This window comes from Streptomyces sp. UG1, assembly GCF_049974585.1.
Taxonomy (GTDB): domain Bacteria; phylum Actinomycetota; class Actinomycetes; order Streptomycetales; family Streptomycetaceae; genus Streptomyces.
The window spans coordinates 19071-36446 of the sequence record NZ_JBNGGG010000018.1 but is presented as its reverse complement, the minus strand read 5'-3'; the positions used below and the strand labels follow the sequence as shown (position 1 = coordinate 36446).

The 17376-nt window shown below is 72.1% G+C and carries 13 protein-coding genes; all 13 read left to right on the top strand.

The window, feature by feature from the left end; translation table 11 throughout:
• Positions 1-247 precede the first annotated feature (247 nt).
• The 13 genes from ACP4J3_RS20950 (at position 248) to ACP4J3_RS20890 (ending at position 17374) form a co-directional block, all read left to right on the top strand.
• The gene (locus ACP4J3_RS20950) at positions 248-1429 is read left to right on the top strand and encodes an ROK family transcriptional regulator (protein ID WP_426536589.1); all 1182 of its coding nucleotides are present in this window, start codon (positions 248-250) and stop codon (positions 1427-1429) included.
• A gap of 86 nt (positions 1430-1515) precedes the next feature.
• Positions 1516-3036 carry a sugar ABC transporter ATP-binding protein gene (locus tag ACP4J3_RS20945; protein ID WP_426536587.1) on the top strand — a complete coding sequence of 507 codons (1521 nt, stop codon included), beginning with the start codon at positions 1516-1518 and terminating at the stop codon, positions 3034-3036.
• Entirely contained in the window at positions 3033-4052 is a 1020-nt protein-coding gene (locus ACP4J3_RS20940) for an ABC transporter permease (protein ID WP_426536585.1), read from the top strand. The genes ACP4J3_RS20945 and ACP4J3_RS20940 overlap by 4 nt, the downstream gene beginning before the upstream one ends.
• Before the next feature lie 17 nt (positions 4053-4069).
• Positions 4070-5107, top strand: a complete 1038-nt coding sequence (locus tag ACP4J3_RS20935) for a substrate-binding domain-containing protein (RefSeq protein WP_426536583.1) — start codon at positions 4070-4072, stop codon at positions 5105-5107.
• Positions 5108-5689: 582 nt separating this feature from the next.
• A complete protein-coding gene (locus ACP4J3_RS20930; protein ID WP_426536581.1) occupies positions 5690-6949 on the top strand; it encodes a Gfo/Idh/MocA family protein in 1260 nt (419 codons plus the stop codon).
• 15 nt (positions 6950-6964) lie between these two features.
• Entirely contained in the window at positions 6965-7963 is a 999-nt protein-coding gene (locus tag ACP4J3_RS20925) for a sugar phosphate isomerase/epimerase family protein (protein WP_426536579.1), read from the top strand.
• 104 nt (positions 7964-8067) lie between these two features.
• Positions 8068-10569 carry a PQQ-dependent sugar dehydrogenase gene (locus ACP4J3_RS20920; protein ID WP_426536577.1) on the top strand — a complete coding sequence of 834 codons (2502 nt, stop codon included), beginning with the start codon at positions 8068-8070 and terminating at the stop codon, positions 10567-10569.
• A 15-nt stretch (positions 10570-10584) separates the two neighbouring features.
• Positions 10585-11940: a ThuA domain-containing protein gene (locus ACP4J3_RS20915; protein WP_426536575.1), complete on the top strand. Its 1356-nt coding sequence runs from the start codon at positions 10585-10587 to the stop codon at positions 11938-11940.
• A 113-nt stretch (positions 11941-12053) separates the two neighbouring features.
• The gene (locus tag ACP4J3_RS20910) at positions 12054-13232 is read left to right on the top strand and encodes an inositol-3-phosphate synthase (RefSeq protein WP_426536573.1); all 1179 of its coding nucleotides are present in this window, start codon (positions 12054-12056) and stop codon (positions 13230-13232) included.
• Positions 13229-14383, top strand: a complete 1155-nt coding sequence (locus ACP4J3_RS20905) for an SCO3242 family prenyltransferase (protein WP_426536571.1) — start codon at positions 13229-13231, stop codon at positions 14381-14383. The genes ACP4J3_RS20910 and ACP4J3_RS20905 overlap by 4 nt, the downstream gene beginning before the upstream one ends.
• Positions 14380-15480: a sugar phosphate isomerase/epimerase family protein gene (locus ACP4J3_RS20900; RefSeq protein WP_426536569.1), complete on the top strand. Its 1101-nt coding sequence runs from the start codon at positions 14380-14382 to the stop codon at positions 15478-15480. The genes ACP4J3_RS20905 and ACP4J3_RS20900 overlap by 4 nt, the downstream gene beginning before the upstream one ends.
• A gap of 401 nt (positions 15481-15881) precedes the next feature.
• Positions 15882-16526, top strand: a complete 645-nt coding sequence (locus ACP4J3_RS20895; protein WP_426536822.1) for an EboA domain-containing protein — start codon at positions 15882-15884, stop codon at positions 16524-16526.
• Positions 16526-17374 carry a TatD family hydrolase gene (locus ACP4J3_RS20890; RefSeq protein ID WP_426536567.1) on the top strand — a complete coding sequence of 283 codons (849 nt, stop codon included), beginning with the start codon at positions 16526-16528 and terminating at the stop codon, positions 17372-17374. Before ACP4J3_RS20895 ends, ACP4J3_RS20890 begins: the two co-directional genes overlap by 1 nt.
• The last annotated feature ends 2 nt before the right edge of the window (positions 17375-17376 follow it).

Here is a 17376-nt window from a genome sequence, read left to right as displayed (position 1 = left end):
AGTGCGGCCTACGGGTTCATGCGGCCTGCGGGCCCTCTCTGAACCGGGACCGAGACGGAGACTGCCGTCCGCGACCTCGCACGCTCTCGTCTTTGTCCTGTGAGTGGAGAAAGTTGACGGCAATCTCTGCTCAAGTTCTTCCCACCTTCGGCAGCCGCTGCTACGTTCCCCTCGAAAGCAGGTCACGGAAGTGGCCGAAACCCGGCGCGCTCAGGCCGATTGAGGCGGGGAGGGGCTCGTGAGACGCATGACGGCACGACCCGCGAACGCCCATCAGGCCAAGCTGCTCCGGCTGCTGCGCGACGCAGGGCCCAACTCCCGGGCTCAGTTGGGCGATCGGATCGACCTCTCACGGTCCAAGCTGGCCGTGGAGGTGGACCGCCTGCTGGAGACGGGCCTGGTCGTGGCCGACGGACTCGCCGCCTCGCGCGGTGGCCGGCGCTCCCACAACATCCGGCTCAACCCCGGGCTGCGCTTCTTCGGCGTCGACATCGGCGCGACCTCGGTCGACGTCGCCGTCACCAACGCCGAACTGGAGATCCTCGGCCACCTCAACCAGCCCATGGACGTACGCGAGGGCCCGGTCGCGGTCTTCGAGCAAGTCCTGTCCATGGCCGCGAAGTTGAAGGCCTCCGGGCTCGCGGAAGGATTCGACGGCGCCGGCATCGGCGTCCCCGGACCGGTCCGCTTCCCCGAGGGCGTCCCGGTGGCCCCGCCGATCATGCCGGGCTGGGACGGCTTCCCGGTGCGGGAGGCCCTCAGCCAGGAACTGGGCTGCCCGGTCATGGTCGACAACGACGTGAACCTCATGGCGATGGGGGAGCAGCACGCGGGCGTCGCACGCTCCGTGGGCGACTTCCTCTGCGTCAAGATCGGCACCGGCATCGGCTGCGGCATCGTCGCCGGCGGTGACGTCCACCGCGGTGTCACCGGCAGCGCGGGCGACATCGGGCACATCCAGGCCGTGCCCGACGGCCGTCCCTGCGCCTGCGGCAACCGGGGCTGCCTGGAGGCCCACTTCAGCGGGGCGGCCCTGGCCCGGGACGCCGTGGAGGCGGCCCAGGCGGGGCGGTCGGAGGAACTCGCCTCGCGGCTGGAGGCGAACGGCACCCTGACCGCCGTAGACGTCGCCGCCGCGGCCGCCGCCGGCGACGCCACCGCACTCGACCTGATCCGCGAGGGCGGCAACCACGTCGGCCAGGTCATCGCCGGACTCGTCAGCTTCTTCAACCCCGGCCTGGTGGTGATCGGCGGCGGGGTGACCGGCCTCGGCCACAACCTGCTCGCCGCGATCCGCACCCAGGTCTACCGCCAGTCGCTGCCCCTGGCGACCGGCAACCTCCCCATCGTCCTGGGCGAGTTGGGCCCCACCGCCGGCGTCATCGGCGCGGCCCGGCTCATCAGCGACCACCTGTTCTCACCCGCGTAAGCACTCAGTTCAGTACGGCTGTACCAGCACCGCGCCCTGCTTCGCCCTGCCCTGAAACCGGCCCGCACGCCCGCCAAGGGGACCTCATGGCACCAGAACCACCGCTGCTCAGCATGAACGGCATCACCAAGTCGTTCCCCGGAGTCCGCGCCCTCGACGGCGTCGACCTCGACGTCCAGGCCGGTGAAGTGCACTGTCTGCTCGGCCAGAACGGCGCCGGCAAGTCCACCCTCATCAAGGTCCTGGCCGGCGCCCACCAGCCCGACACCGGCACCATCCGCTGGCGCGGCGAGGAGGTCACCCTCCGCTCGCCGATCGCCGCGATGCGCCTCGGAATCGCCACCATCTACCAGGAACTCGACCTGGTGGAGCACCTGTCGGTGGCCGAGAACGTCCACCTCGGCCATGAACCCACGGCGGCCGGCTTCGTCGTCCGCGGAAAGGCCGCCAGGGCATCGACCACTCAACTCCTCAAGCGGCTTGGACATCCCGAGATCGAACCGGGACGCCTGGTGGGGGACCTGTCGGCGGCCCAGCAGCAGATCGTCTCGATGGCCCGGGCGCTCTCCCACGACGTACGGCTGATCGTGATGGACGAGCCGTCCGCCGCCCTCGACCCCGACGAGGTCGACAACCTCTTCCGCATCGTCGGCGACCTCACCACCGCCGGCGTCGCCGTCGTCTACATCTCGCACCGGCTGGAGGAGATCCGCCGGATCGGCGACCGGGTGACCGTGCTGAAGGACGGGCGGGCCGTGGCGGGCGGGCTGCCGGCGAAGACGACGCCGACGCGTGACGTGGTGGCGATGATGACGGGACGCAACGTCGAGTACGTCTTCCCCGAGCGGCCGATGAAGGACGTCACGGCCGACAAGCCGCTGCTGGAGGTGCGCGCACTCGCCCGCGAAGGGGAGTTCGAGCCCCTCGACCTGAGCGTGCGGCCCGGGGAGATCGTCGGGCTCGCCGGACTGGTCGGCTCGGGGCGCTCCGAGATCCTGGAGACGATCTACGGCGCCAGGAAACCCACCGCGGGCCAGGTCCTCGTGGACGGCCGGGCGCTGAAGCCGGGCAGCGTACGGGCCGCCGTGCGCGCCGGGCTCGGGCTCGCCCCCGAGGAACGCAAGGCGCAGGCCCTGCTGATGCTGGAGTCCGTCACCCGCAATGTCTCGGTGTCGTCCATGTCCCGCTTCTCGCGCGGCGGCTGGATCGACCGCACCGCCGAACTGGGTGCGGCGCGGGCCGCGACGCGCGAGCTGTCGCTGCGCCCCGACAACCCTTCGGTGCCGGTGCGCACCCTCTCCGGCGGCAACCAGCAAAAGGCCGTCCTGGCGCGCTGGCTGCTGCGCGGCTGCCGCGTCCTGCTGCTCGACGAACCCACCCGCGGCGTCGACGTCGGCGCCCGCGCCGAACTGTACGCGGTCGTACGCCGACTGGCCGACGAAGGCCTCGCCGTGCTGCTGGTCTCCAGCGAGGTGCCCGAGGTGCTGGGCCTCGCCGACCGCGTCCTGGTGCTGCGCGAGGGCCGCGTCGTACACACGGCGCCCGCGCGCGAACTCGACGAACACCGCGTACTCGACCTCGTCATGGAAGGAAGCCCGGCGTCATGACGCAGCACGCCTCCCCGCCGCGCGACAGCACCGGCAAGGTGCCGTCGGCCGACGGAGCCCCCGCCTGGCGGGGCCTGATGGCCCGCGCCGACGTGCGCACCCTCTCCCTGCTCGGCGTCCTCGCCGCGCTGATCATCATCGGCGGCATCACCAAGCCGGACCAGTTCCTGGACACCCGCAACCTCCAGCTCGTCCTCACCCAGGCCTCCGTGATCGGCGTCGTCACCGTCGGCATGACCTTCGTCATCATCTCCGGCGGCATCGACCTGTCCGTCGGCGCGATCGTCGCGCTCGCCTCGGTGTGGGCGACGACGGTCGCGACCCAGGACTTCGGCTTCGGCGGCATCCTCTTCACGGCGGTGCTCGTCGGCGTGGGGTGCGGGCTGGTCAACGGGATGTTGATCGCGTACGGCGGGATGGTCCCGTTCATCGCCACGCTCGCCATGCTGGCCTCCGCCCGCGGACTGGCCCTGCAGATCACCGACGGCAAGACGCAGATCGTCACCGTGCCCTCCGTGCTGGACCTCGGTGAGCGCGACGCGTATGTGCTCGGCATCCCGCCGCTGGTCATGGTGTTCGCGGTCGTGACGATCATCGGCTGGCTGATCCTGAACCGCACGACCTTCGGGCGCCGCTCGGTCGCCGTCGGCGGCAACGCGGAGGCCGCCCGCCTCGCCGGCATCGACGTACGCCGCCAGCGGCTCTACCTCTACCTGCTGTCCGGACTGTGCTGCGGCATCGCCGCCTTCCTGCTGATCATCCTGTCCGGCTCCGGCCAGAACACCAACGGCAACCTCTACGAACTCGACGCCATCGCCGCCGCCATCATCGGCGGCACGCTGCTCACCGGGGGCCGCGGCACCATCGTCGGCTCCGTGCTCGGCGTCCTGATCTTCACCACGATCACCAACATCTTCGCCCTGAACAACCTGCAGAGCGACGTCCAGCAGATCGCCAAGGGCGCGATCATCGTCGCCGCCGTGCTGGTCCAGCGCCGTACCGCGAGCACGACCTGAGGAAAGGGTTCACCGCCATGCCAGAGCTCACCAGTCGCAGAGGGCTGCTGTTCGGAACCGCCGCCGTAGGGGCGGGTGCCCTCCTTGCGGGTTGCACGAGCAACGAGCCCAAGGACGAGCCGGCCGCCAACGACCAGCCGGCCGCCGACGACAAGCCCGGCAAGCAGGTCACCATCGGCTTCGCCGGACCGCAGGCCGACCACGGCTGGCTCAACGCGATCAACGACAACGCCAAGAGCCGGGCGCAGAAGTACTCCGATGTGACGCTGGAGATCACCGAGGGCTCCAACGACACCGCCGCGCAGATCGGCCAGATCGAGACGCTGATCAACAAGAAGGTCGACGTGCTGGTGGTGCTGCCCGCCGACGGCAAGGCCCTCACCCAGGTCGGCCTGAAGGCGATGCGCGCGGGCATCCCGGTCATCAACCTCGACCGGATCTTCAACACCCCGCAGGCGTACCGCTGCTGGATCGGCGGCGACAACTACGGCATGGGCCTCAACGCCGGGCACTACATCGGCGAGAAGCTCAAGGGCAAGTCGGGCGCCACGGTCATCGAACTGGCCGGCCTGGACAACCTGGAGCTGACCAGGCAGCGCACCCAGGGCTTCGACGACGCGCTGAAGAACTACCCCAACATCAAGAAGGTGGCCCGGCAGGCGGCCGAGTTCACGGTCGAGTCGGGGCAGGCGAAGATGGCGCAACTGCTGCAGGCCCAGCCGAAGTTCGACGCGCTGTGGAACCATGACGACGACCAGGGTGTGGGCGCCATGCGCGCCATCGACCAGGCCGGGCGCGACGACTTCCTGATGGTCGGCGGCGCGGGCGCGCTGTACGCCTTCGAGGCCATCAAGCAGGACAACGGCGTCATGAAGGCCACGGTGCTGTACCCGCCGACCATGGCCGCGTCCGCCGTCGACCTGGCCCGTGCGCTGGGCCAGAGCAAGGGCGTCGGCGGCATGGCGGAGTTCGAGATTCCCGCCTCGATCACGCTCTACTCGGCGGTCGTCGACAAGACCAACGTCGACCAGTACATGTCCACCGGCTTCAAGTGAGGCGCACCCTGCCCGAGGGGACCGAGCGTCCGTCGGGCAGGGCAGCCGGGAGCGTCAAGCGGATCGAGCCGGGGAGATGCCGGGCGGGCTGTTTCGTGGTCCAGGTTCGTGGCCCGGGTCGTCGTACCTGCGCGGCCGGGCCGGCCACACGGCGGACGGGTTTCGCGAGTGGGTCGGGCCGGGGCACCGGTTCGGGACGCGGGTCCGGGGCCGACGCCCGGGGCGCGGGCCTTGGCCGGTGCGCGGGCCGACGCCCGTGCGCGGGCTGGCTTCGGCTGGTGCGCGGGCCTGGGGCCGGTGCGCAGGCCTCGGGTCGGTACGCGGGCCTCGGGCCGGTGCGCGAGCCGGCTCTGCGGTCCGGGCCGGCACCGCAGTCCGGGCCGGCACCGCCGCCCCGGGCATGGCCACCGCGCCGCCCGTGACACGGCTCCGGCCGCTCCGGACACGGCCGTGGTCACGGTCACGGCGGTGACGACCGCCAGGTCCGTGCGCCAGGCGGTCAACGCCCGCACGACTCGACCGCGACGTTCGCAGGACGCCCCCAACCCCCCACCGCTCCACGACGACGAGGAGGACCATCGCATGGGACAGCCGCAGCAGCCCGAAGAGGCCGAGGCGGAGGCACGGGCCACGGCCGGCGAGGCGGGAGCACCGGGCACGGGAGCCGGCAGGCCACCGCTGCGCGTCGGCATGGTCGGCTACGCCTTCATGGGCGCCGCCCACTCGCAGGGCTGGCGCACCGCGGGCCGTGTCTTCGACCTCCCCCGCACCCCGGTCATGGCCGCGATCTGCGGACGGGACGCGGCGGCCGTGCGCGCGGCGGCCGACCGGCACGGCTGGGCGGCGGCCGAGACCGACTGGCGGGCCCTGATCGAGCGGGACGACATCGACCTCGTCGACATCTGCACCCCGGGCGACAGCCACGCCGAGATCGCGCTCGCCGCGCTGGCCGCGGGCAAGCACGTCCTGTGCGAGAAGCCCCTCGCGAACAGCGTCGAGGAGGCCGAGGCGATGGTCGCGGCGGCCGAAGAGGCCCACGGACGGGGCCAGTTGGCGATGGTCGGCTTCAACTACCGTCGCCTGCCGGCCACCGCCCTCGCCCGCAGCATGGTCGCCGAGGGCCGTCTCGGCAGCCTGCGCCACGTGCGGGTGACGTACCTTCAGGACTGGCTGGTGGACCCGCAGTTCCCGCTCACCTGGCGGCTGCGCAAGGAGCTGGCCGGCTCGGGCGCGCTGGGCGACCTGGGCGCGCACATCATCGACCTCGCGCAGTACCTGGTGGGGGAGCGGCTGAGCGGCGTGTCCGCCCTGACCGAGACCTTCGTAGGGGAGCGCCCGCTGCCCGGCGGGGCCGTGAAGGGCCTGTCCGCCGTCTCGGCCGAGGGCGCCACCGGCCAGGTCACCGTCGACGACGCCGCCGTGTTCACCGGCCGCTTCGGCTCCGGCGCCCTCGCCTCCTTCGAGGCCACCCGCTACGCCACCGGCCGCAAGAACGCGCTGCGCATCGAGCTCAACGGCGAACGCGGCTCGATCGCCTTCGACCTGGAGCGGCTCAACGAACTCGCCTACCACGACGGCACGGAAGCCGCCGCGCACGCCGGCTTCCGCCGCATCCTCGTCACCGAACCCGACCACCCCTACCTGGAGGCCTGGTGGCCCCCGGGCCACGGCCTCGGCTACGAGCACACCTTCGTCCACCAGGCCCGCGACCTGGTCCACGCCATCGCCGAGGGCCGCCGGCCCGAGCCCTCCTTCGCCGACGGGCTGCAGGTGCAGCGCGTGCTCGCGGCGGTGGAGGAGAGCGCCGAGAAGAACTCCGTCTACACCCCGATCGCGGTCTGAGGAGGCTGACGCGCCATGCCGCGTACGTTCACACTGTTCACCGGCCAGTGGGCCGACCTGCCACTGGAGGAGGTCTGCCGGCTCGCCCGCGACTTCGGCTACGACGGGCTCGAACTCGCGTGCTGGGGCGACCACTTCGAGGTCGACAAGGCACTGAGCGACCCCTCGTACGTGGAGTCCAGGCGCCAGCTCCTCGACAAGTACGGCCTCAAGTGCTGGGCGATCTCCAACCACCTGGTCGGCCAGGCCGTCTGCGACGCCATCATCGACGAACGCCACCAGGCCATCCTGCCGGGCGAGGTGTGGGCCGACGGCGACCCGGAAGGGGTACGGCGGCGGGCCGCGGACCGTATGAAGGACACCGCGCGCGCCGCGGCCGCCTTCGGCGTCGACACCGTGATCGGCTTCACCGGCTCCGCCATCTGGCATCTGGTCGCCATGTTCCCGCCCGCGCCGGAGTCGATGATCGAACGCGGCTACGCGGACTTCGCCGAGCGCTGGAACCCGATCCTCGACGTCTTCGACGCGCAGGGCGTGCGGTTCGCGCACGAGGTCCACCCGAGCGAGATCGCCTACGACTACTGGACGACCGTACGCACCCTCGAAGCCGTCGACCACCGCCCGGCCTTCGGGCTGAACTTCGACCCGTCGCACTTCGTGTGGCAGGACCTCGACCCCGTCGGCTTCCTCTGGGACTTCCGCGACCGCATCTACCACGTCGACTGCAAGGAGGCCCGCAAGCGCCTCGACGGACGCAACGGCCGCCTCGGCTCCCATCTGCCGTGGGGCGACCCGCGCCGCGGCTGGGACTTCGTGTCGGCCGGGCACGGCGACGTGCCCTGGGAGGACGTCTTCCGGATGCTGCGCTCCATCGGCTACCAGGGACCGATCTCCGTCGAGTGGGAGGACGCCGGCATGGACCGGCTCCAGGGCGCCCCCGAGGCGCTGGCCCGCCTCAAGGCGTACGACTTCGAGCCGCCGTCCGCCTCCTTCGACGCGGCGTTCGGCAACTGACCTCCTCTCAAGGGCTCGTCGAGCCCTGCCCTCGCTCTCCGGGATGACGGCGCATCCCGGCGTACGCACCCGCCCGTACAACCGGCCCCATTCTGGAGGCACTCGTGCACGGGAACGACCGCACCACCAGCACCGGCAGAAGCGAGACCCACAGACGACGCCCGACCTTCCGCAAGGCGGTGGCGCTGCTGAGCGGCGCGCTGCTGGCGGGCGCCACGCTCACCTTCACCGCGCCCCAGGCCGGCGCAGCCGTCGCCGGCGAGGCGACCTCCGCCGCGGCGGAGGACTTCCAGCAGGTCACCCTCGCCAAGGGCGAACCGGAGGTCGGCGAGCCCATGTCGCTCGCCGTCCTCCCGGACCGCTCGGTCCTGCACACCTCCCGCGACGGCGAACTGCGCGTCACCGACGCGGCCGGCAACACCAAGCTCGCGGGCAAGCTCGACGTGTACACGCACGACGAGGAAGGCCTGCAGGGCGTCGGCGTCGACCCCGGATTCGCCGAGAACCGCTTCATCTACCTCTACTACGCACCCCCGCTCGACACCCCTGCCGGTGACGCCCCCGAGACCGGAACGGCGGCGGACTTCGCCCCGTTCGACGGCGTCAACCGCCTCTCCCGCTTCGTCCTCAAGACCGACGGCACGCTCGACACTGCCAGCGAGACGAAGATCCTCGACATCCCCGCCTCCCGCGGCCTGTGCTGCCATGTCGGCGGTGACATCGACTTCGACGCGGCGGGCAACCTGTATCTCTCAACGGGCGACGACACCAATCCGTTCCAGTCGGACGGCTTCACCCCGATCGACGAGCGCTCCAACCGCAACCCGGCCTTCGACGCCCAGCGCTCCGCCGGCAACACCAACGACCTGCGCGGCAAGATCCTGCGCATCAAGGTGAACGCCGACGGCTCCTACTCGATCCCCGAGGGCAACCTCTTCGCGCCGGGCACCGACAAGACGCGGCCCGAGATCTACGCGATGGGCTTCCGCAACCCGTTCCGCTTCAGCGTCGACCAGAAGACGGGGATCCTCTACGTCGGCGACTACGGCCCCGACGCCGGCGCCGCCGACCCGGCGCGCGGCCCGGCGGGAAAGGTCGAGTTCGCCCGCGTCACCGCCCCCGGCAACTACGGGTGGCCGTACTGCGTCGGCGACAACGAACCCTACGTCGACTACGACTTCGCCACTGGCCAGTCCGGCGCGTCCTTCGACTGCGCCGCCCCGAAGAACACCTCACCGAACAACACCGGCCTGACCGACCTTCCCCCGGCCCAGGCCGCCTGGATCCCCTACGACGGCGGATCCGTACCCGAGTTCGGCACCGGCTCCGAGTCCCCGATGGGCGGCCCGGTCTACCACTACGACCCCGCGCTCGACTCGCCGGTGAAGTTCCCCGAGGCCTACGACGGGAACTTCTTCGCCGGGGAGTTCGGCCGCCGCTGGATCAAGCGGATCGTCAGCGACGACGCCGGGACCGTGCAGTCGATCAACGACGTCCCGTGGACCGGCACCCAGATCATGGACATGGCCTTCGGCCCGGACGGCGCGCTGTATGTGCTGGACTACGGCACCGCCTGGTTCGGCGGTGACGAGAACTCGGCCCTGTACCGGATCGAGAACGCCACCGACGGACACTCGCCGGTCGCGCAGGCCGCGGCGAGCAGGACGTCCGGGAAGGCCCCGTTCAAGGTCCGGTTCTCCTCGGAGGGCACGTCCGACCAGGACGGCGACGCCCTGACGTACAGCTGGGACTTCGGCGACGGCGGCAAGTCCACGGCGGCCAACCCGACGCACCGCTACAAGAAGAACGGCACCTACACCGCGTCCCTGACCGCCGAGGACCCCTCGGGCCGCACCGGCAGCGCGAGCGTGCAGATCGTGGTCGGCAACACCGCGCCCAAGGTGACGCTGGAACTGCCGCGGGACGGGCAGCTCTTCAGCTTCGGTGACGCGATCCCGTTCAAGGTGCGGGTCAGTGACCCCGAGGACCGGACCATCGACTGCTCCAAGGTCAAGGTCAGCTTCATCCTCGGCCACGACAGCCACGGCCACCCGCTGACCTCGGCCAACGGCTGCACGGGCACCCTGCAGACCAGCGCCGACGGCGGCCATGACGAGGACGCCAACATCTTCGGCGTCATCGACGCCGAGTACACCGACAACGGTGGCGGCGGCCAGGCCTCGCTCACCACAAACGACCAGAACGTCACCCAGCCCAAGCACCGCCAGGCCGAGCACTTCGGCAACGGCTCCGGCGTCTCCGTCATCACCAAGGACACCGCGCACGGCGGCCGGACGGTCGGCAACATCCACAACGGCGACTGGATCTCCTTCACGCCGTACGCCCTGAGCAACGCGCGGCAGATCACGGCCCGTATCTCCTCGGGTGGCGCGGGCGGCACGCTCGAGGTCCGTGCGGGATCCTCGACGGGCAAGCTGCTCGGCAAGGCGACCGTGCCGGTGACCGGCGGCTGGGAGACCTTCCAGGACGTCAGCGCCGACCTGTCCAGCGCGCCCAGGGGCACGACCACGCTGTACCTGGTCTTCAAGGGCAGCGGCACCGCGGCCCTGTACGACGTGGACGACTTCACCTTCACGACGGGTTGAGAGGAGGCACGGAGCATGCGTCCAACCGGACGACTGACAACGGCAGCCGTAGGAGCCGCCGTACTCCTGGGCTGCGTCTCGGAACCGGCCGCGTCCCAGGCCCCGCGGCCCGGCGCGAAGAGTGAACGGGTACTGGTCTTCTCCAAGACGGCCGGCTTCCGCCACGACTCCATCCCCGACGGCGTCGCCGCGGTCAAACAGCTCGGCGAGCAGGGCGGCTTCACGGTCGACGCGACCGAGGACGCCGCTGCCTTCACCGCCGGCAACCTCGGCCGCTACGCCGCGGTCGTGTTCCTGTCGACGACCGGAGACGTCCTGAACGCCGCCCAGCAGCGGGCGTTCGAGGGCTACATCCGGCAGGGCGGGGCGTATGTCGGCATCCACGCGGCCGCCGACACCGAGTACGACTGGGAGTTCTACGGCGGCCTCGCCGGCGCCTATTTCCAGTCGCACCCGGCGATCCAGCCCGCGACGGTCGACGTCGAGGACCACGCCCACCCGGCGACCTCGGGGCTCGCCCAGACCTGGAACCGCACGGACGAGTGGTACAACTACCGCTCGAACCCCCGTGAGCGGGCCCATGTCCTGGCGTCCCTCGACGAGTCCTCGTACACCGGCGGCACCATGAACGGCGACCACCCGATCGCCTGGTGCCAGAACTACCAGGGCGGCCGCGCCTTCTACACCGGGGGCGGCCATACGAAGGAGTCCTTCGCCGAGCCCGAGTTCCGCGAGCACCTGCTCGGCGGGATCCGCTGGGCCATCGGAGACGCGCAGGCCGACTGCCGCCCGGAGAACGGCTACCGTCCGCTCTTCGACGGCACGCAGGCCTCGCTGGACGCCTGGCGACAGGCGGGCCCCGGCTCCTTCACCCTGGCCGCCGACGGCACCCTCACCTCGACCGGCGGGATGGGGATGCTCTGGTACGCCGGATCGGGTTTCGGATCGTACTCCGTGAAGCTCGACTGGAAGATGGCCGGCGACGACAACTCCGGTGTGTTCGTGGGCTTCCCGCCCTCGGACGACCCGTGGTCGGCCGTAAACAACGGTTACGAGATCCAGATCGACGCGACCGACGCCGCCGACCGCACCACCGGCGCGGTGTACGGCTTCAAGTCCGCCGATCTGAAGAAACGCGACCGTGCGCTGAACCCGCCGGGTGAGTGGAACACGTACGAGATCCGCGTGCAGGGCGAACGCCTGCGCGTCTATCTCAACGGTGTGAAGATCAACGACTTCACCAACACCGACCCGGCCCGGAGCCTCACCGACGGACACATCGGCATCCAGAACCACGGGGCCGACGACGAGGTGTCCTTCCGTGACATCCGGATCAAGGAACTGCCCGCGAAGTCCACGCAGGGCGACTGAGCGACGGCGGGCGGGCGACGCCGGACTCCCGCCCGCCGTCTTCACCCCACCGGGCCTCGCCGCAGGCCCGGCCCATGGGGCTCGCATACGACGCGCTCGACAAGGAGGCTGCCATGTCCGCGTCCGTTCCCCCGCCCGCATCACGCGTCGGCGTCTGGCTGATCGGGGCGCGCGGCTCCGTCGCCACGACCGTGGTCGCCGGATGCGCCGCCGTCACCGCGGGACTGCACCCGCCGACGGGCCTGGTCACCGAGACGCCGATGTTCGCGGACAGCGGCCTGCCCGCGCTGTCGTCCCTCGTCTTCGGCGGACACGACACGGTGGACTGCCCCCTGCCCAAACGCGCGGAAGCCCTGGCAGCGGGCGGCGTGCTACCCCCCGGCCTGCCCACGGCGATACGCGCCGAACTCGCCACCGCGGACGCGGAGATCAGGCCCGGCGGCCCGCTCCCCGGCGACACGCGCAGCGAATCGGACCTGATCACCGCCTTCGCCGAAGACATCCAGGACTTCATACGGCGATGCGACCTCACCCGCGCGGTCGTGGTGAACGTCGCCTCCACCGAGCCCCCACCCACCGGCACCGCCCTGCCCCCGAGTTCGCTGTACGCGACGGCGGCCCTGCGAGCGGGCTGCCCCTACGTGAACTTCACCCCCTCGACCGGCCTGGACCACCCGGCGCTGGCACCCCTGATGGCGTCGGCCGGGCTGCCCTACGCGGGCCGCGACGGCAAGACGGGTCAGACACTGCTGCGGTCCGTGCTGGGCCCGATGTTCGCCCAACGCGCCCTGGTTGTGCGCGCCTGGTCCGGCACCAACCTGCTGGGCGGCGGCGACGGCGCCTCCCTCGCCGACCCGGCCGCCGCGGCGGCGAAGAACGCCGGCAAGGAGAGGGTCCTGACCGACACCCTCGGCACCCCTGTCGAGGGCGAGGTCCACATCGACGACGTCCCCGCCCTCGGCGACTGGAAGACCGCCTGGGACCACATCGCCTTCGACGGCTTCCTCGGCACCCGCATGATCCTCCAGACCACGTGGCAGGGCTGCGACTCCTCCCTCGCGGCACCGCTGGTCCTCGACCTGGCCCGCTTGACGGCCCGCGCCCACGAGGCCGGCCTGTCCGGCCCGCTTTCCGAACTCGGCTTCTACTTCAAGGACCCGGCGGGGGAGGGGCCCGCGGCCCTTGGGGAGCAGTACGCGGCACTGGCGGGCTTCGCGCAACGACTGACGGCCGCACGCCTCGGAGAGCCGGCGCCGCACTCCGGTTCCGACTCCGACGAGGAGCGGCAGTGAACCGGCACCGTCGGCGCCGGGAGACGCCCACGCCGCCGACCCCCGGCGATACGGGAGAGCCGCGCCGTCCGGCACTCGCCTGGGCCGAACTGCTCCGCCTCCCCGCCCTGTTCACCGTCCCCGGCGACGCCCTCGCCGGCGTCGCCGCGACCGCCGCCCGCCCCGACTCCCGCACCCTGCTCGCCATCGGTTCCTCCCTCTGTCTGTACGAGGCAGGAATGGCCCTCAACGACTGGGCGGACCGCGCGGAGGACGCCGTCGAGCGCCCCCATCGCCCCCTCCCGTCCGGCCGCGTCCACCCCGCAGCCGCCCTCACCGCGGCCTGTGCCCTGACCGGCGCGGGCCTCGCACTCGCCGCCTGTGCCGGCCGCCCCGCCCTCACGGTCGCCGCGCCGCTCGCGGCCGCCGTCTGGGCCTACGACCTCGCCCTGAAGCACACCCCCGCCGGCCCCGCAGCCATGGCCACGGCCCGCGCACTCGACCTCCTCCTCGGCGCCGCGGCCACCACCGGCCACACCCGCGAGGCCCTCCCGTCAGCCGCCCTGCTCGGCACCCACACGCTGGCCGTCACCACGGTGTCCCGCCAGGAGACGAGGAGCGGTTCGCCCATGGCACCGCTCGCGGCGCTGACCACCACGGCACTCCTGAGCCGCCTGCTGACACGCCGACCCACGGCATCTGCGGCGGGCGGCGGGTCTGCGGCCGCCCACGCTCTGCCGGGGCCCTGGCGCGACGACGCCCTCGCGGTTGCCGGCCGGGGGCGGCGCCGGTCCGGCGGGCCTGGGCCGACCAGCGGTACCGGGTTGCCGGGCACGCTTCCACTCGCCTTCGAGCACGGCACCTCGGCCGCTGCCCCTGCCACTGCCGCTCGCCGCCGAGTGCCGGTGCTCGGCCAGGCCCGGCCGCCCGCCCGCGCCCTGTGCATGGCCCTGGCCGCCACCTACGCCGCGACCGCCGGCCGCCCTTACTTCCACGCCACGCTCAACCCCTCACCTCCACTCACCCAACGGGCCGTCGGCGGCGGCATCCGCGCCACCATCCCGCTCCAGGCCGCACTGTCCGCCCGATCCGGCGCGGCCCTCACCGCCCTGTGCGTCGCGGGACTCGCCCCGCTGGGCCGGAGATTCGGAAGGAAGGTGAGCGTCACATGAGCCACGAGACGGCCGGCCCGGGCGGGTCCGACGGGGCGTCGGGCCGCAGCGCCCCGTCCTCGCCGAGCCGTGCGACGGCTGTCCCGGCGCGTCCCGCCGAAGTCCCGGGCTCCACAGCCCCGGGCGTCGCAGGCCGCCCGGGCACCGACGGCCGCTTTCCGCCCGGCACCGGCACCGAGCCCGGCGGCCTCCTCCGCTTCGGCTATGGCACCAACGGCCTCGCCGACCTCCGCCTCGACGACGCCCTGGCCCTGCTCGCCGACCTCGGCTACGACGGTGTCGGTCTGACCCTCGACCACATGCACCTCGACCCGCTCGCCCCGGACCTCGCCGCCCGCACCCGCCGCCTGGCGCAGCGGCTCGACGCGCTCGGCCTGGACGTCACCGTGGAGACGGGCGCCCGCTATGTGCTCGACGCGCGCCGCAAGCACGGCCCCTCCCTGCTGGACCCCGACCCGGACGACCGCGTCCGCCGCATCGACCTGCTGATCCGCGCCGTCCGGGTGGCCGCCGACCTCGGTGCCCACGCCGTCCACTGCTTCAGCGGAATCACACCGCAGGGCACGGACCAGGACACCGCCTGGCACCGTCTGACCGACGCGCTCTCCCCGGTCCTGGACGCCGCCACCGCCGCCGGCATCCCGCTCGCCGTCGAACCCGAACCCGGCCACCTCCTCGCCACCCTCGCCGACTTCCACCGACTCCACCGGGCCCTCGGCGACCCGGAACACCTCGGCCTGACCCTCGACATCGGCCACTGCCAGTGCCTCGAACCCCTCTCTCCCGCCGACTGCGTACGCGCCGCCGCCCCCTGGCTGCGCCACGTCCAGATCGAGGACATGCGCCGCGGCGTCCATGAACACCTCCCCTTCGGTGACGGCGAGATCGATTTCCCACCCGTCCTCGCCGCCCTCTCCGCCACCGGCTACCAGGGCCTGACCGTCGTCGAACTGCCCCGCCACTCCCACGCGGGCCCTCACTTCGCCGAACTCTCCCTCCCGTTCCTGCGCCGCGCCGAAGCAACGGCCACCCGATCTCCCGTACTCGTCCCACCCCATGGCGATCCCTCCGCCACCCCTGAAGGGAGCACCTCATGACCCGCCCCCGCACCAGCCCGGCGACCCCGGGCGCGGACACCGAGCGCCGAGCGGACACCGAGTGCCAAGCGGACACCGAGCGCCGAGCGGACATCGAGCACAGAGCGCGCACCGAGGCCGGAACGCGTGCCGAGCCCCGAACGCCCGCCGAGGGCGGAGTCGGCGCCGAGGGCAGGGTCGGCACGGCGGGCCGTGCTGCCGCCGAGCACAGGCCTGACGCCGAGGGCCGAGCGGGCACCGCAGGCCGAGCGGGCACCGACGGGCGGGCCGGCACCGAGGTCCGGCCGGACACCGAGCGCCGGCCGGACGCCGAGGGCCGGCCGGACACCGAAGGCCAGGCAGACGCCTCACACCCGTCAGCCAGCCCAGGCACACCCCTCGCCCTCACCTCACCGCCAGACCTGCGCGCCCACCTCACCGCGCACCTCGATCCAGCCGCCCGCGCCTGGCTCCACCGCGCCCTCGACGAGGCCGCCGCGCACCCTGGAACCCACGGCCCCATCTCCGTCTGGGAGTTGCGCATCGCCGAGGCCGGGCGCCGCTGCGGCTCCGAGTACGCCGACGCCGCCCGCGTCCTGATCCTGCACGCGGCCCGCGCCGACACGGACGCCCTCTCCCGGGTCTACTTCCAGGGCACCGCCGCCGAACGCCGCGCCGTCCTGCACGCGCTGCCCCATCTCGTACCCGGCCCACAGGCCCTCCCGCTCGTCGAGGACGCGCTGCGCACCAACGACACCCGTCTCCTCGCCGCCGCCGTCGGCCCCTACGCCGGCCGGCACCTCGACCCCCACCAGTGGCGGCACGCCGTCCTGAAGTGCCTGTTCACCGGTGTCCGCATCGACAGCGTGGCCGAACTGGACCGCCGCGCCCACCGCGACGCCGAACTCGCCCGCATGCTCGGCGACTACGCCGCCGAGCGCACCGCCGCGGGCCGTTCCGTGCCCGAAGACCTGCACCGCGTCCTGACCCTGACCGACCCCACGGCCATCCCGCCCGCGCCTACTGCCGAGCGCGGCAGCCGCGGCACCGACGGCAAGGAGTCCTGATGCGCCTCTTCGACCCCCACATCCACATGACGTCCCGCACCACCGACGACTACGAGGCCATGCACGCCGCCGGCGTCCACGCCGTCGTCGAGCCCTCCTTCTGGCTCGGCCAGCCCCGCACCTCTGTCGCCTCCTTCCTCGACTACTTCGACTCCCTCCTGGGCTGGGAGCCTTTCCGCGCCGCGCAGTACGGCATCGCCCACCACTGCACGATCGCCCTCAACCCCAAGGAGGCGAACGACCCGCGCTGTGTCCCGGTCCTCGACGAACTGCCCCGCTATCTCGTCAAGGACCAGGTCGTCGCCGTCGGCGAGATCGGCTATGACTCGATGACCCCCGCCGAGGACACCGCCCTCGCCGCGCAGCTCCAGCTCGCCGCCGACCATGAACTGCCCGCGCTCGTCCACACCCCGCACCGCGACAAGCTCGCGGGCCTGCGCCGCACCCTCGACGTCGTCCGGGAATCCGCACTGCCCCCGGAGCGCGTCCTCGTCGACCACCTCAACGAGACGACGGTCAAAGAGGCCAAGGACAGCGGCTGCTGGCTCGGTTTCTCCGTCTATCCCGACACCAAGATGGACGAGGAGCGGATGATCACGATCCTCCGCGAGTACGGGCCCGAGCAGGTCCTGGTGAACTCCGCCGCCGACTGGGGCAGGAGCGATCCCCTGAAGACCCGCAAGGTCGCCGACCTGATGCTGGCCGAGGGCTTCGGTGAGGACGACATCGACCTGGTGCTGTGGCGCAACCCCGTCGCCTTCTACGGGCTCAGCGGCCGGCTGAACCTCGACGTCACCCCGCCCGGCGCCACCCATGAGGGCAACTCCGTCCTGCGCGGCGGGGAGTGAAC

What these genes read in the sequence shown, in the direction of transcription:
- ACP4J3_RS20945 (WP_426536587.1), top strand. Translation starts at nt 1,516, where the DNA reads ATGGCACCAGAACCACCGCTGCTCAGCATGAACGGCATCACCAAGTCG.
- ACP4J3_RS20890 (WP_426536567.1), top strand. Translation starts at nt 16,526, where the DNA reads ATGCGCCTCTTCGACCCCCACATCCACATGACGTCCCGCACCACCGAC.
- ACP4J3_RS20940 (WP_426536585.1), top strand. Translation starts at nt 3,033, where the DNA reads ATGACGCAGCACGCCTCCCCGCCGCGCGACAGCACCGGCAAGGTGCCG.
- ACP4J3_RS20915 (WP_426536575.1), top strand. Translation starts at nt 10,585, where the DNA reads ATGCGTCCAACCGGACGACTGACAACGGCAGCCGTAGGAGCCGCCGTA.
- ACP4J3_RS20950 (WP_426536589.1), top strand. Translation starts at nt 248, where the DNA reads ATGACGGCACGACCCGCGAACGCCCATCAGGCCAAGCTGCTCCGGCTG.
- ACP4J3_RS20910 (WP_426536573.1), top strand. Translation starts at nt 12,054, where the DNA reads ATGTCCGCGTCCGTTCCCCCGCCCGCATCACGCGTCGGCGTCTGGCTG.
- ACP4J3_RS20930 (WP_426536581.1), top strand. Translation starts at nt 5,690, where the DNA reads ATGGGACAGCCGCAGCAGCCCGAAGAGGCCGAGGCGGAGGCACGGGCC.
- ACP4J3_RS20900 (WP_426536569.1), top strand. Translation starts at nt 14,380, where the DNA reads ATGAGCCACGAGACGGCCGGCCCGGGCGGGTCCGACGGGGCGTCGGGC.
- ACP4J3_RS20935 (WP_426536583.1), top strand. Translation starts at nt 4,070, where the DNA reads ATGCCAGAGCTCACCAGTCGCAGAGGGCTGCTGTTCGGAACCGCCGCC.
- ACP4J3_RS20925 (WP_426536579.1), top strand. Translation starts at nt 6,965, where the DNA reads ATGCCGCGTACGTTCACACTGTTCACCGGCCAGTGGGCCGACCTGCCA.